Annotated in this window: 13 protein-coding genes; all 13 read right to left on the bottom strand. The window is 42.2% G+C overall.

What is annotated here, in order from left to right:
• Positions 1-8 precede the first annotated feature (8 nt).
• A complete protein-coding gene (locus tag NYE26_RS05655; RefSeq protein ID WP_339254505.1) occupies positions 9-986 on the bottom strand; it encodes an NAD(P)-dependent oxidoreductase in 978 nt (325 codons plus the stop codon).
• A gap of 27 nt (positions 987-1,013) precedes the next feature.
• Positions 1,014-2,171, bottom strand: a complete 1,158-nt coding sequence (locus NYE26_RS05650; protein WP_339254503.1) for an acyl-CoA dehydrogenase family protein — start codon at positions 2,169-2,171, stop codon at positions 1,014-1,016.
• A gap of 13 nt (positions 2,172-2,184) precedes the next feature.
• The gene (locus NYE26_RS05645; RefSeq protein ID WP_339254501.1) at positions 2,185-3,387 is read right to left on the bottom strand and encodes an acyl-CoA dehydrogenase family protein; all 1,203 of its coding nucleotides are present in this window, start codon (positions 3,385-3,387) and stop codon (positions 2,185-2,187) included.
• Positions 3,335-4,399, bottom strand: a complete 1,065-nt coding sequence (locus tag NYE26_RS05640; RefSeq protein ID WP_339254499.1) for a hypothetical protein — start codon at positions 4,397-4,399, stop codon at positions 3,335-3,337. Before NYE26_RS05640 ends, NYE26_RS05645 begins: the two co-directional genes overlap by 53 nt.
• Entirely contained in the window at positions 4,396-4,665 is a 270-nt protein-coding gene (locus NYE26_RS05635) for an acyl carrier protein (protein WP_339254497.1), read from the bottom strand. The genes NYE26_RS05640 and NYE26_RS05635 overlap by 4 nt, the downstream gene beginning before the upstream one ends.
• A 2,373-nt stretch (positions 4,666-7,038) precedes the next feature.
• Positions 7,039-7,302: a transposase gene (locus NYE26_RS05630; protein WP_339254495.1), complete on the bottom strand. Its 264-nt coding sequence runs from the start codon at positions 7,300-7,302 to the stop codon at positions 7,039-7,041.
• A gap of 41 nt (positions 7,303-7,343) precedes the next feature.
• Positions 7,344-7,454, bottom strand: coding sequence for a hypothetical protein (locus NYE26_RS05625; protein WP_339254493.1), 111 nt, complete (start codon positions 7,452-7,454; stop codon positions 7,344-7,346).
• Positions 7,455-7,513: 59 nt separating this feature from the next.
• The gene (locus NYE26_RS05620) at positions 7,514-7,747 is read right to left on the bottom strand and encodes a transposase (protein ID WP_339254491.1); all 234 of its coding nucleotides are present in this window, start codon (positions 7,745-7,747) and stop codon (positions 7,514-7,516) included.
• 126 nt (positions 7,748-7,873) lie between these two features.
• Positions 7,874-8,479 carry a response regulator transcription factor gene (locus tag NYE26_RS05615; RefSeq protein ID WP_339254489.1) on the bottom strand — a complete coding sequence of 202 codons (606 nt, stop codon included), beginning with the start codon at positions 8,477-8,479 and terminating at the stop codon, positions 7,874-7,876.
• The gene (locus tag NYE26_RS05610) at positions 8,466-9,821 is read right to left on the bottom strand and encodes an ATP-binding protein (RefSeq protein WP_339254487.1); all 1,356 of its coding nucleotides are present in this window, start codon (positions 9,819-9,821) and stop codon (positions 8,466-8,468) included. The genes NYE26_RS05615 and NYE26_RS05610 overlap by 14 nt, the downstream gene beginning before the upstream one ends.
• A 1,092-nt stretch (positions 9,822-10,913) precedes the next feature.
• On the bottom strand, positions 10,914-11,369 hold the full coding sequence (locus NYE26_RS05605; RefSeq protein WP_339254485.1) for a transposase family protein: 456 nt from the start codon (positions 11,367-11,369) through the stop codon (positions 10,914-10,916).
• Between the two features lie 623 nt (positions 11,370-11,992).
• Positions 11,993-12,694: an RNA polymerase sporulation sigma factor SigK gene (gene sigK, locus NYE26_RS05600; protein WP_339254483.1), complete on the bottom strand. Its 702-nt coding sequence runs from the start codon at positions 12,692-12,694 to the stop codon at positions 11,993-11,995.
• Positions 12,695-12,822: 128 nt separating this feature from the next.
• Positions 12,823-16,095 (bottom strand): DEAD/DEAH box helicase, encoded by a 3,273-nt coding sequence (locus NYE26_RS05595; protein ID WP_339254481.1) that lies wholly within the window; start codon positions 16,093-16,095, stop codon positions 12,823-12,825.
• Positions 16,096-16,167: the final 72 nt, after the last annotated feature.

Genomic DNA, 16,167 nt, shown 5'->3' with positions numbered 1-16,167 from the left:
AAGTCTCCTTAGTTATTATTTTTTAAATTAATATAGTGTTGGTAAGTATAATATATCCCCTTATACAAACTCGTCTTGCACTCTATACTGCGATTCACTTCCGCATCTTTCGCAGTGCAGGTCCAACTGTAATGACACAAGTCGTAGACTCTTTCGACCGGAAGGATACTTGTTCGCGAAATTAAATTTAATGATTTAGAAATAAACATTAAGATATAGAAAAAAACCTTTTTAGGAATATGTGGTCTCCATTTCACACTTTCTGAAACATCAGCTATATCTGTAAGTAAATCATTGATTGTGATGGGATTCGGGTTTGCAATAGTAATAATTTCTGTCTCTTCTACAAAAGGGGTTCCCAACAATTCAATAAGTAACTGCGCGAGATCGGTAACGTATACCATATCGGAAACCGGCATTACTCCTGTAATCACTGGCATAACTCCCTTTTGTGCTAACCAAAAGAAAGCAATAAGATTTTTATCACCTGGACCATATATCATAGGACTACGTATAACAGCGACTTTAACATTTGGATGACTGGATTCCTTAAAAATTTGTTCCGATTCCCACTTACTTTTACCGTACCTGTCCGGACTATAGGCTTCAAACCAAGGCGACAAAGTATACCGACGATCCGGAAGCCCAGCCTTAAATGAACTTAGAAAGATAAATTTTATGAGCCTGCCTTCAGCCTCACATGCTTTAAATAAAGTTCTTGTGGATTCAACATTGAATATTGAGTTTTCTTGCATACGGCTTAGTCCTAAGCCAGCAATATGATAAACAATTTCAATTCCTTCTAACGCCTCTTTGCAATCCTCGAAACATAGAAGATCACCTTGGTAGTATTCCACGCCGTCGATAAAAGAATGCATTTCAGAACGAACTAGACACCGAACCGGATATCCAGCTCGCACAATTTCTTGCAAAAAGTGTCGACCGACAAATCCCGTTGCTCCTGTAAGCAAAACCTTAGTCTTCATTGGATCATCATAGGCGTACCGCCTCGCTTAAACTTGAAATTTGCTCAGGTATTTTAGGCTGTATAGTTCCTTGAGCATTTCAGTACTGCCTGCGTATATGCTGAAAACCCGACTATCCATTGCTGCTTTTGAAATCCAAGAATCCTCATACAATCCCGTACTCCCGTGTAGTTGACAACACCTTTTGATGACTTTCTGTGCAAAATCACAAAGTGCAAATTTGGAAATACAGGCTTTTCCTTTATCTAATTTCCCCTCTACAATGCTTTGGATAACCGAATTAACGAAAGACTCATAACTCTTGAGTCTAGCGTAGAGTGTACTTAGCTCATGTCTGATTGATTGGTAGCTCGTAATAGACATATCTTTATAGGTACGATCTTTTAAAAATTCAATTGTCTTTTCAAGACAAGCTTGTGCAAAGGTGATTGAACCTGCTCCGATTAATATTCTTTCATAAACAAGAGACTCACTAGCAATTAGAAAGCCTCTACCTACTTTTCCAATGATGTGACTTTCAGGAACTCTGCATTGATTTAAATAAATTCGTCCAATTGGAGATGAAAGCTGTCCGGATTTCTCCATCTCCTCAATAATGACCCCTTCCGAATCTGTTGGTACTAGAAACATCGTCATACTTAAAGGATTATGGGTCGGCGTCGTCCTTGCTAATACAACTAGGTAATCAGCTATTGTCGAGTTGGTTATGAACATTTTCTCTCCAGAGATGACCCATTCATCTCCTACCTTCACAGCGCTTGTTTCAATTGAATGGATTAAATCTGAACCCCCACTTGGATCGGTTGCCGCAAAGGATGCTATGGCATTGCCTTCAATTAAGGGCTTTAGAAAAGTATGTCGGATATAATCGGATCCATAATTGTAGAGCAGGGGACAAACTGTATTGGATTGGATAATCAAACTAGAACCTGGGCCGATAGCTCTCGCTCGCATAAACTCGTCAGCCATTATCTTTGTATAAGAGAAGTCAAGACCACTACCATAAGCACTCTGAGGAACATTGATCCCGATAAGGCCATATTCAGAAGCTTTTTTGAAGAATTCAACGGAGATCGTCTTGTCATTCTCCCATTTTTCGAAATGGGGCAAAACATGCTGTTGAATAAAATCCTGTACATTTAAACGAAACGTTTCTTTGCTTATGATTGATGTTTCTGAACCCATTTGAACCTCCTCGTTATTTCATAATATGTACAGATATTTGTTCTTTAAGAATTTCTTGGGTACCCGCGAAAGAAGAGGCAGCAAGCAGATCCCGATAGGCTCTGCTCAACCAGTTGGTCTCTAGGTATCCCCTTCCACCATTAAGTTGCAAACAAGCGTCCACGACAGTTTGAGCAGTATCACTAATAAGAAGCCGAAGCATCGCAACCTGCTGCGTAGCCTCTTTTCGGTTACACAGCCAATTTTGCTTGACTTCTTCACAGTATGCAGAAACCACTTCATAATCAGCCACCATCTCCGCCATTCTATGACGGACGACTTGCATGTCACGTAACACCCCATGAGTAAACTTCCGATGGGAAACAAAATCAAGTGTACTCTGAATAATTTCTTCCATTAGAGAAAGGATAGCTACAGAACCGATTAAACGTTCCTCTGCCAAAGGATTGTTTAAGTACAGCACGCCTCTGTCTCTTTTCCCAACGATATGGTCTAATGGCAGCAGGCAATTCTCAAAAATAATATTACCAATAGATACAGTATGAAGAGGCGTTGTTTGAATTCTCTCCATCCTAATTCCTTCACACTTTGAAGGTACCAGCACCCATGTAAAAGACAACTGGTTTGTCGAACCAATTTCTTTGCACAACACAAGGACAAAGTCTGCGCCTGGAACATTGAGAATAAATGTTTTTTGTCCGTTTAAAACCATAGAATCTTCGAAGAATTCGACAACAGTATCTTCAATAGCTGTCAAATCAGAGCCACTTTTTTTTTCAGTTATTCCAACAGCTCCAAGCATCTCACCTCTCAGAGCCGGTATTAAATACTTATCCTTAAGAAAGGGAGAGGCGTATTCGCTTAAGAGCCTCATCGGAATATTCAAATGATTCAAAACCATGCATGTAATTCCCATTGAACGGGTTTTACCCATTGCATTTGCTAATATAAGTTTGTTCTTCTTTCCCAGCAGCGTACAAGGATCACATTGCTGGAGAATTCCTGATTCGCTTAATTTAAACAGGATATCAGTAGGAACATTTTTGTTTTTTTCCCATTCGTCACAAAAAGGAATTACTTCTCTATCCAAAAAAGATTTCACAAGTTCCTCAAATACATTGTTAGACGAGACATCATTAGTCATTAAATTCTCCTTTATGATTTTATAAGCTTCTTTCAAAAATTCGGTAGGATTTAATTTCGGTGTTCTTTCCACCTAAACGTTTCAATTCTTTTATCCATTTTTTATTTGACTCTACTACCCAAGCAATATGGATTTTTTTCACACCATATTTCGGACAAAAATTGTGAATGATATCTGAGAAAATCAACGAATCCATTCCTTGATTGCGATATTCAGGTAAAATCCCTATAAATATAGCACGATAACTTTCTATCTTTTCGCCTTTCAGCAAGTCATTGTAATTAGGTACGAGAAAACGAAAACCCATTACCTTTCCATTATCTTCTAAAAAACCAACCCAGTCTGGCTGCATTTGATCAAGCAAGGGTCTTGTAGAATACATCATCTCTTCACTTTGGATTGGTATAAAGCCAGAATTCTCTCTCCAAGCTTTATTGTACATCTCACTGATCAATTGAATGTCTTTTTCAACTTGTCCTGATTCCAGATAACGCACCCTCAAATCCTGATTAGTTCTTTGAACTTTTTTCGCTATCAAATCAATTACTTTATACGATGTTGAAAGTGTGATAACAAACTCATACATGTCAGACATTTTTTTAAAGCCACAACCTTCTAACAACCGTGAATAGTACACTGGATTAAAAGGCATCCCAATTGTTGGAGTTCCTTCACCCTCCAATAATAAACCTCTAGCATCTGTAATTTTAGGACTCATAGGTCCGACCACATGCGTTATTTCACGTTGAAGAAACCATTGAAATCCGGTTTGAAATAATAACTTAGCTGCATCAGGTTGATCCAATGCTTCAAAAAAAGAGAAAAAACCAGTCTTTTTCCCAAATGCTCTAGCACTTTCGTTATCAAATTGGACAACACAACGTGCCACTGGCTGGCCTTCTGAGTTGAAGCATACCACCAACTCCCGTTCTCCTCTATTGAGATACGGATCTTCAAGGCTGAATAAATAAGCATATTCTTCTATTGATTTAGGCGACCAAAATGAATTACCAGAGTACACTTGCTTCTCAACCTCTATGAAATGCTTTAAGAGTTCTTCAGGAGAACCAATCTCTACTCTCATTTTAATATGCTCACTTCTATGATAACTTTATCGATAAGTTCCTTAATCGTTGTTTGGCCAGTCTGTCCACTTGACACTTTGTCCAGATCGAGATCCATCTCAAGTGCATTCTCAATATTAACAAACATCTCTGCAAAAGTTAGCGAATCAATATCCAACTCATCGATCGTCATTTCTCCTTTTAATTTATCTATACTGATATCAAGCTGATCCGCTATCACCTCTTTAATTTTTAATCTGATATCCTCTAATTTATTCAATTCCATTTTCCTCACTCCTTATTAGATACTGCTCTTAATTATGATTATACATATCATACTAATTATGGAGGAGGGCTATTTTTTATAGTCCTTATACTCGGTATAAAAGCTTACTCCAACTCTCTCAATGAGAAATAAAAGCCTATATCTTGCTTCTTTTGGCTAGTTCTAAATTCAGCTTTCGGTGCGACCAAGCATAAGTTGTGAAGTTAAGTAGGTGGAAATCCTGCTTGGAACGGCTTAAGCCAATAACGAGTCTTGGACAAATGAGATCAATCTCAGACGTTATACGTAGAAAACCATATCATAGGCCTGATTGGCCTCGAAAATAGTAAACTGGAGAGGTCGACGTTGTTAAAAAATACTGAAGACTACACCCATTCCTGCGTTAAGGGTAAGCAGGAATGAGCTCTCTCGGCTAGAGCCAGGCATAGAGGGCTAAGGAGTCGGATCACTGCATCTACCAAGAAAACAAAATAATGTAGACGCAGGGAAGGCAGTAACCTATCATCAGTCTTGTTATGGACACATTTTCTACATTCAGGGGTAGGTATCAAAGTGTAAACAAAACTAATAAAAATAGCAGAGATTGCAAATGGAACTCCAAAAAAAATTCACATCACTGTATCACTCTTGAACAAGGAATGCTAACACGATGCCATTATGAACTAGACGACAGCAAAGCACACAGCGGTGTATGAGGAAAATATGAGAAATAAACAACATATCCGACTTTGATGGACTTTGGTAGAGAGCTTCAATTCGTTTTTTTACTCATTAAAATCAAGTCATTGGAGGTTTTCCAGGTCTTCCTATTCCGATAGGTGATTTTGGATTTTTTAAGATGACCCGAAACATCTCGATTGAAATGGGTACGACAATCTTCCGTTATTTGACCGCCTGTATTAATTTTAAAAAAATAACTAATTTGTTAAAAAGAGGTTGTTCTCGTGACGAAACGTTAGTGTTAAAACAAAGAATTTTAAAGAGCAGACAGAAATATCTCCAAGAACAACAATAAATCAATTTTCGACATTTCGGATAAACAATCATTTCAAGAACGATACTGAAATTTCGGTAAAAAAAACCAGTAGTTTCCCGGGCTGAAAAAGGTTAGCTTTTGACTTTGTGAAATGCCCAAAGATAGATAAAGGCGAATTTCCATTCAACTATGAATGAGAATTCACCTTTATTTTATGGTTTTACTTCATACTTCAATAGTGTCATTATTCTTTTAAGGTTAACAGTGAATATGGCTGTTACTACCAATCTATCCAGTCCAAAGGTTGATGGAATAAGTTGTCCTCATTTTGATGGTAATCTTGTCCAAAGCCTATAGGTATTCCATTTAACATGATTACTTTGACAGGCCGAATTGTCCAATTTTTTCTGTTTTTCAGCTAAAAAAGCTCCTGACAGACAGGATTGGCTATTGGCTATTTCACCCTACCTTATGGACATTGACGGCCGACTTTCAATGGAAGGTTTAGGAGGATATGAAATACTTTCCCTTCCGCCCCCCTGAGGGTAACACGCAGGAGATCTCTCCCCTGCACCCCATTGCCCAGCAAGGCTTTGCTGGGCAATGGGGTGCACAGGTTGGATCCACCCGTCAAGGCTAAATAAACGCTTCACGGCCTTGACGGGTTCACGGTCCCAGTCTACTATTCCAGCTATTCTTGGACGACCCATGCCATCATCTTTTGGTCATTATGTGGTAGCAGAAAGAATGGCCATTGCCCCTTGCATATGAATGCCAACAAGACCTGAGGTAGATGCCACATTATAGCCGTGTGTATTATATGCTTTCCGAAGCAGTTACTACAGATGGAGAAAATCCCACATCCCAGTAACCGAGAGAAACGCCGCGAAGAGAATCATCAAGTTCATCGAACATCACTTTCACGAAAAAGATCAAATTTACAGCAGCCAGAAAATTACGAGGAAACTAAGAAGAAGAAGGATTAGGATAGATGAAAGTCCGTAGATGTCTCATGCGGTAGGACCAACATAATTCTGCTTGACCTTTTTACTGTCCCCACTCTATTGAGACAAGTTTACAGGCGGCGTATTTACCCATTTGGAATATTAGAGGCGGATAACAGAGGTTATTCATTCGCTCAATGGAATTTGACGTGTAGATCGCTTTGCGGATTTGCCCTGGGTACTTGTAGAACGTTAGTAGCGTGGACAACTGTTCTCCTCCCAGGCCTTCATTCCCTTCGGATACAGCTTATACCACTTGACTTTGACCGTATCGAACGCAGCCCGGGCTAACTCTTCATCCGGTGCGGTTTACACCGTCTTAAGCGCTTCAATGACGTCGGTCTTATGCTCGACTCGGATTTTTGGGAATGTAGCTCGCACTTTGTGTACAACTCAGTGCTGCACATCCGCCTGGGGGTACATCTCTTTAAAGGCGGAATCCAGCCCCGGGAGTCCGTCGAATACACACTGCGCTCTACGGGCGTAGAAGTCTTTCAGGACCTCCCACCAGCCGTTCGAACTCTCTTGGCCGCCGACGTAGAACCTCAAAATTTGACGATATCCCTCTTCGTCGATGCCCATGGCAAAATAAATGGCTTCGCCACCAACCGTGCCGCGTTTGTGCTTCACGTATAGTCCGTCCAGGTATGACCGCATAGCGTTTGGCGAGTGGACAAGACTGCCAGTTCTGAATGTCCTCAAGTACCGTGGCGGTAATGTTGCTCATGGTCGTTGCAGAATAATTGGCTGCCTAACATGCTTTCAATGAACCGGGCGACGTCCCTAGTGCTCATGCCACTTTTGTACATGTGGATCACCGCTGCTTCTAGCCAACCATCTCGGCGTTGATACGGTTTACCATCTTGGTTTAGAAATGTCCTCTTCGATCCCGAGGCACCTCCAGGTCCTCCAAATGGCCGTACTTAGTGGTGTGTAGACTCCGCGTATAATAACCATTGTGGCTGTTGTGCTCACCGGCTTGCTCGTTTTTCATGAACTGCTGAATCTCAGCTCTCATGATGGATTCCAGGTTGTTTTTCACAAACTCAGTGACAAGATTTCCAAAAAGATTATTCATTAGATTTTCGGGTACAATAGTCATAGAGTAGGGTTCCTCCTTGGTGGTTTCGCAATCCCGAGGATACCCTACTTTTTTGTGCCTACTAGGCTCCAAATCTTGATACACAACTTACTTTACTCCAACAGGCCACTACTATTAAGTTAACAATTAATTCCAGAGGTGAGTTCCCCTTTTTTTATATAATATTTTTTTATTAATCATTTTTATTTGGTTCTTCACAGTACATTCTGACTTATGTAAAATATTTGATATCTGCAATTTTGTGAAACCCAAACATTTCAATTCATAAACCTTTCGTTCTTCTTTCGATAAATTGCGAAGAATCATTTCTTTCCGTAAATATTTTGCCGCATCTCTATGAATTGAAGGTTCCTTATATGTAAACGCATCATGAATAGCATAAACTAAATCTTGATAGTTATTTTTCGTTAAATAATTCATAACGCCATTTTCAAACGCAGAAATAATCAAATCTTCCTGATATAAAGAAGTCAATATAATAATTTTCACATTTGGATCGATTGATAAAATCTCCGAAGTAGCTTTCAAACCATCGTTTTCTTCCAATAAATTCAAATCCATTAGAACCACATCGTACACCTCTTTGTTGCAGAAGCAAGAAACAGCCTCCTCCTTAGTAGACACTACTTTAGACACAACAATCTCTTCTTCATTTTCCAAATCGCTTTTCATGGTTTCACACCAAAAAGGATCATCTTCTACTAAAAGCAACCGAATCTTATGTATATTCATCAGCACCTCTCCTTACTAGACATTTTTTGGAAAATACCAATTTGACCTTGGTCCCGCAACCCTCCTTACTCTCCAATTGAATCTCTCCGCCGTGTTTTTCCATCACTTTAGAACAATAACTTAACCCTAATCCATGGTTACCTTTTAGCTTCTTTGTAGAAAAGAAAGGAATTATAACTTTATGAATATATTCCATTGGTATTCCGACACCATTATCAGATATTTCTATAACAGCTTGGCCCTTATTAACATAAACATAGATATCTAACTCTTTATTCAATCCATCCATAGCTTCAACGGCATTATTTAATATATTGGAGATAACTTCTTGTAGCTGAACAGCATCTCCATTAATAGATGGACGATTGCAAATGTTAAATCTTGTGCTGACCACCTCCGATTCTAGTAGTAGATTTTGTTCTACGGTCTTTCGAAGGAGCTCTACTAGATCTAACTTCTCCACTTGGATTTCCTGAACAGCGTTATCCTTAATCACCTCAATCATTCCAGAAATATGTTGCACTGCACCTTCAATTTTCCCAATATAATTATACGCTGCAGTAATATCATTATTAGAAAGAAGTAGTTTTGTTCTGCTAGTTAAATACATAAATTTGTTCATTTCGTTTTTAAGCATATGATTAAGTATAGATATTCCGTTAGTCGTGGGCGAATCTCGAATAATTCCTATCTTGAAATGAGTTCGTATCTCTAATACCTCAAATTTAATTACAAAAAACAAAAAAAGAAAAAACATGGCTATAACTGCTCCTTGATTCCATTTATAATTCTCATAATGATTAAAACATCGAGGAATATAAACTGAGACCAGTTGAAAAGGAACTGGAAACAATAAGATTATTGTAATTAGATTACTCTTTCTTGATGTGTAATTCTTTAATGTATAATAATCTTTAATTAATATGAAATAGCCATATATAATATATGGTGCAACCCAGGCTGTAACAACAATATAATTATATTTAAGATGAGGAAAACTGGTTTCCGCAGTCAATATACTAATTATAATTGGTAGCATCAAAATCAATTTTATCATCGGGTGAAGCACTTTTTTTTGTGTGTATGTCAGAGAGAAAAGCAGAAATATATATGGTAGTCCAAGTATGTTCAGAAATGACAATTGAATGTACAATAATTGTGCAACAATTATTAGCTCATGTGATGTCAATTCTGGAACGATTTGATCAACTAACACACGGCCTAATGCTCCAGCACCACCTGCAAACGTTAAAAGTGAGGCCCAAAGTAAAGCAGGATTAAACTTTCTATTCAAAAATAAAAGCACTGAAAGTGAAATTAATAAAAAGAAAGTGATGAGCATTTAAACCTTCCTCTTTTGGATATGATTAATTACTATATAAACTAAGACCTACCCAGAAGAAGGGTCCGTCTGTTAGACTATCCACGTATCATCATGCCAATCAGATCCTATCTTTCTGAAGTAACATTCAAGACTAAGGTTCGTGTGTGTTTTCGAAATACAGCTTTAAACCGAATCCGGAAGTGCTTATAGAAGAGCTAGAACATGATGTATTGAATATAATATTCCCAAAAGTTTTACATCATATGTTCTCAATTTGCGTTGTTAATGAAGTGAACAAACCAATATCCGCTGGAGGCCATTGATTGTTCCCTGGTTGGTTATTTGAATTTTAATTTAATTTTCACAGTTAACTTTTTAACGAACTACATAATACCTCAAAAGGTCATCAACGTTAATATACAAAGAATCGTAGTGAAAGCATATTTTTTTGTGCGAAATACTTGAATTTCCACAATGCCTTCAGATTAATTTATACTAATTATTTAAATCCACTATACAACATATATTTTAAAATAAATGCAAAATTTTGTCGAAAAAAATATTTTTCGGGTTTTTGTGTCTAATATTAGATTTTCATGACCACCTTTAAGCATTTCTAAGGTGTTCGTGAAGAACAGATAGCTCAAAAGAGGATCTCTAGCAGGGAATCTTGTGGCTGTGGCAGCCTGTTTGAAGCACACAGGATTCGCTATTTTTCTGATTTACGGAAATGAATCCAAAGGGCCAAAACCCTTATAAATCAAGGATGCCGAGGACGGGAGCGATCCGTGCGGTATCACGTACCGCAGGATTTTAAGTCCTGTGCGCCAATTATCATAACTCTTCATAATAATGCATTCTGATCTATTTGAAAACCCGTACCAACCAATACATCGGCGAATTCACGATACCATAAACATCCAATTGCTGCTTGGAACGTCTTTCAAAAAATGGGTACAGTGGGAGGCTTTATGCCATGTATGGATAAGCCCGCGGCTGCGTGCCTTTCTTTTCCTCGATTTTTAGCAGCCATCCCATTTCGGAAATGGACAGTCCCTTCCCCTGCTGCAGCTTCGTCACTCTGCCGTGTTCTTCTCACGTTCCCAGGATTCAGCGATCTTTGAAATTCAAATCGATCAGCACATCCCGATACTTCGGATCCGTTGCCGCTACAACCCGTTTTTTCGCTTTGCTGAGTTTCGGGTGAATCCGGGTCTCTTGTTGAAGGGTATTGAAGACCTTTCGTCTCACCGTAGCCAAATTTCGCACCGCTGTCGCTTCATGTGTTTGATTTCGGTCCTCTCCCTCACGACATCCAAGCTCCAGTGCATGCATCGCCTTCATCCACGCGATAAATCGCGCTTCGAACGCCTCCAGCTCGATCAGTCCCATACATCGCTTCTTCGTGGATAACGAGGGGATTCCATTCGACAGCCCGATATAACGCCGAAGCCACTTCTGTGTCACCTTCGCTTTCGCCCATTGATGAATCAGATCCCATTCCTCATAACCGCAGATCATTCCGCTCATGACAATGAACAGCGTATCGGTTAAGCAATGCCACACTTCTTCTTCTTGCCGAGAATCCGTGTCAAATCTCCAAACATCTCAAAGAACTGGCCTTGGTACCATTCACTGCTCATATGATCTCCTCCGAGTATCCTTTGAGCAATATCTTACGGCACTGGCCAGCCCTTTTCTAGTTTTTTGCTTCGTTATTTCGCCGTGACCAGTACACCAGAACTCCACAAGATACTTAATTCACCTTTTAAACTGAGTAGGAGGAAACATCGGCTCATAAAGATTTTTTGTAAATTGTAACAATAAGCAATAGAGAGGTTAGCTTAATTGAAGTAATTTTCAGAACACCATTTCAATATTTGCTCCCTTCGATTCTCATGTATTTTAATAATCTGATTCAGAACAAATATTTTTTGAACTACATCTTCAGTCATGAAAAATTGTCTCTTGAAGTAGTTTATCTGTTTCTGATGTGCACCTTGGTGTTTCTCATTTTTTTCGTAAATATGTAGTAGTTGAATATGAAGATCATACACGTCTTTATATGTTGTCATCTCGATGCTCCTTCAATTTTTTCCATAATAAAAAATAAAAAAGCAACTCATCCGTAGACAAGTCGCTTTATAAAACGCAATATTATTAACGGATACAACCATGTAATTTTCAACTCACCTCTTTGCTTTATAGAACTCATGGTAGAGCTTCATTAGCGCTCTTTTTTCTATTCTTGAGACATAACTCCGCGAGATCCCCAGCTCCTTCGCAATCTCACGCTGCGTTCGCTCTTCCCCGCCAGTGTCCAGTCCGAAGCGGCCTACCACAACTTCCTTCTCCCGGTCATCCAGGATATCCAGATTCCGATAAATCTTGCTCTTCTCAATCTTCAGATCCACTTCTTTAATCACATCGTCCGCTTCCGAGCCGAGGATATCGATCAGCGTGATCTCGTTACCTTCCTTATCCGTTCCGATCGGATCGTGGAGGGATACGTCCTTGCGGGTTTTTTTCAACGAGCGGAGGTGCATCAGGATTTCATTCTCGATACAACGGGCGGCAAAAGTAGCCAGCTTCGTGCCCTTGTTCGGGCGGTAGCTCTCAATGGCCTTGATCAGGCCGATGGTGCCGATGGAGATCAGGTCCTCCATGTCTTCGCCGGTGTTGTCGAATTTCTTCACTATATGGGCAACCAGCCGCAGGTTATGCTCAATCAGCAGGTTCCGTGCCTTGGCATCTCCTTCGGCCATCATGCCTAAGTATTTGCTCTCATCCTGCTCCGATAGAGGCTGGGGAAAAGCGTTGTTCCTTACGTAAGATACCAGCAGCGTCAATTCTTTGATCAGCAGCGCAATCGTGCTTATGATTCCAGGCAACTTGGCGACACCTCCCGCACATGTACAATGAAACCGGTCAGCAAGGAGAACTAAGGGTTCATGGTCCTTTTATTGTATGTGGGTAGGTGCCTAGAAGTGCATGTACGGGGAAAATAGGTACGGGCCTCCTACACCCGGAGCAGCTCGCGGATATCCTCTTCCGACAGCCGGGTCGTCTTGTTCTCGCCAGCTTCGATGACTTCTTCGATGAGATCTTTCTTGCGTTGCTGCAGCTCCAGCATCTTCTCCTCGATGGAACCTTCGGTGATCAACCGGATCACCTGGACCACATTCCGTTGCCCCATCCGGTGTGCCCGACCGATGGCTTGCTCCTCGACTGCCGGATTCCACCACAGATCGTATAGAATCACCGTATCCGCTCCAGTCAGATTCAGCCCCGTTCCACCCGCCTTAAGCGAGATCAGGAACACTTCCCCTTCACCTTCGTTGAAAAGCCTGCACAACTCCACCCGCTCCTTGCCCGGAGTAGAGCCATCCAGATACAAGGGCTGAACTCCCGCTTCGTCCAGGCGTTGCCGGATCAGCTCTAACATACTGGAGAATTGTGAGAACACCAGCATTCTGCGGCCGGAATCACGGCATTCCTGCACAATCTCCAGCAATTGCTCCAGCTTGCCGGAGCCGCCCGTATAATTCTCGATGAACAGCGAAGGATGGCAGCAGATCTGCCGTAAGCGGGTGATACCCGCCAGAATCTTCATCCGGCTCTTGTGAAATCCGTCCGCAAGCAGATCCTGTTCGGTATCGTCACGGAGCCTCGCTAAGTATGCGAGATATACCTGTTTCTGCTCGTCCAGCAGCTCTGTGTGCTGTACAGTATCAATGCGGTCTGGCAGCTCCTCCAGAACCTCTTTTTTGAGCCGCCGCAGAATAAAGGGGGACACGATGCTGGCGATCCGTCCGGCGGGCAGCTCCTTGAAGGTTAATCGTCCGGTGAACAGCGCCGGGAAGACTGTGCTGAAAATAGCTTCCAGCTCATCCACCGAATTCTCAATCGGTGTGCCCGTCAGAGCGAATTTCCGTGCAGCCTTAAGCGATTTAACCGCTTGGGCCGTCTGCGAAGCTGAATTTTTGATCGCCTGGGCTTCATCCAGAATTAGCGCATGAAAGGTTGTACCGGAATACAGCTCAATATCCCTGCGGAGAAGAGGGTAAGAGGTAATAATCACATCTGCTTCTCCCATGGCCTTGCTCTCCAGCAGTCCACTGCGCTCCTCCTTCTGCCCTGCCGCCACCAGTACGTTGACTGCTGGTGCAAACCGGGCGAACTCATGGCTCCAGTTATAGGTTAAGGATGCCGGACACAGAATCAGCACCGGAGCTCTCCCCTGTACCTTGGACGGCATCTCAGCCAGCTCGGAGCAGATATAAGCAATACTCTGGATTGTTTTACCCAGCCCCATGTCATCCGCCAGAATTCCGCCGAACCTGAACTTCGACAACGTCTTCATCCATTGGAAGCCTCTGGCCTGATAATCCCGGAGAACCGGCTTCAGCTCAGCGGGCAGCTCGAATTCCAGACTGTCCGGTTCCCGCAGCTGGTCCAGGAATTCCCGGAGCGACTTGCCCCACTTTGTATGCTTGAAGCCATGGCCCCGCTCTGGAAGCTGAAGAGCTTGTACGGAGGGCAGGCGGATTACCGAGTGTTTAAGATCCCTTTGCCTAAGATTCAGCCGTTCGGCAACGGTGCCGAATTCGCTGAAGCTGTCTACGGCAATGGGCAGAAAAGCCCCGCTGCGCAGGCGGACATACTTCCTTTTCTCCACAATCGCCTGCATGACCCGAACAGTCTCCTCCTCATTCAAGCCTTCCAGCTCAAAAGAGATATCCAACCAATCCAGACCTTCGCTCAGCTCCGCTTTCACTTTGGGATAAGCTTTACGCTCCAGCACAAGTCTCTGAACAGCAGGTGTGACAAACAGCTCGGCAACCTCTTCCAAAACCGGCACAAGCTCATATAACGCCTCGTAGATGACCGGCTCACTAACCGAAACCCAGTGCTGCCGTTCCTGTCTGAGCGGAGAGTTGTCCAGAATATCAACGATCTTATTTTCCCGCTGCATATTTCGGATCAGGATCTTCTGCTTGCGCGCTGCATCCACGCTATTCTCTTCCAGCGGATTAATCACAATCTCCTCATAATGAAATTCCAGCCGAAACGTTAAGGTACCGTCTTCATAATCCAGATACAGCTTTGCCTGCAGTTCAGGCTCCACAATTCGCTCGCTTACTGCCTGTTCCACACTCACTTTCCCCAGCTTTCTTAAGGCTGGCAGCACCTGCTGCACGACCGCTTCGATTTGTCCGGGAGCCACTGCAATGTCGCTGGAGGCCGTGAACTGCTGCTGCAGCAGTGCAATTGTACGGAGCGCTGCTCTGTCCACATCATAGATCAGCCCGTTCATAATCAGAGTAGAATAGTCCTCAAGCAAGGTAAGTTTATCCATATTCGCAGCCGTCAGAACATAATCCTTCTTCTTTCCTTGGCCGATCGAGAATTCAAGCGGCGGGGCTTGGCCCGCAAGGACAGCAGGAACCTCCGGGTGCCCCACACTTCTTAGGGTAATATTCACTTTTGACAGCAGCGGCTTAAGCTTGTCCCAGGCCAGCGGAGTGACCTTCAGCATTCTCCCGTCAGTCTCAGGGGGGCTATAATAGCTATTCGGGCTAGGTTTGAGTAATTTCTCAGAGTTTTTCAGTAGAAGCATGACCTCCATGAATTCCCGGTCGGCAGCGCTAATCTGCTGCTGTGCTGCGTCAAACGTGAACTTGCTGGTGAAATACAGCGGCTTCCGCTGCTCCAGATGCTCAAGGAATTGTCCCAGCTTCGTCACGACATACCGGTGTTTATAGCCCACCCGCATTTCAAGCGTAAATCCTCTGGGCTGCTGGTAAAGCGTGCTTAAGATGAACTCAAACTGCAATTGTTCTTCATGCTCAAACAGAGGAGCTTTCTCTCTATTCATAGCAGGTTCCATCCCGGCAAGTGAGGAAATCAACAGATCCGTCTGGTTATATTTGCGTTTATCTTTGCTTTTGGAGGGGGTAACGGAGGCGGAGCCCGGCTTCTTCACTTCGCTACCTGCAGGGTTCTTGGTCTGCAGTGCGTGTATGGCCATGAGTGTCGCCGCCACATGCTTACAGCAGTCATAGTTCTCATAGGCGGGACAAGTACAGTAAGCTTCGGTATCCTTTCCCGTAAGATTAATATTGAAAATTTCAACGTGATAAGCTTTGCTTCCTTTTACCCATGCTCTATAACGGTTGATTTCTGCATCAAAGCTCAGCTTGCTTACCCGCCCCGAATTATAATAAGATCGTCCCCGCTTATAAAAGGTATCCCCGCAGATATCCTTGATATCTTCTAATGTAAAATCCATCTTCATCACCTGCTTTGTATCTAAGTTGGTCTTTACTACGGTTCTTCTCGGCCTCATCCAGGTGTTGCAAAA

This window comes from Paenibacillus sp. FSL P2-0136, from assembly GCF_037975325.1.
In the GTDB taxonomy this organism is placed as follows: Bacteria; Bacillota; Bacilli; order Paenibacillales; family Paenibacillaceae; genus Paenibacillus_AQ; species Paenibacillus_AQ silagei.
This window is presented reverse-complemented; position numbering and strand designations above follow the sequence as displayed.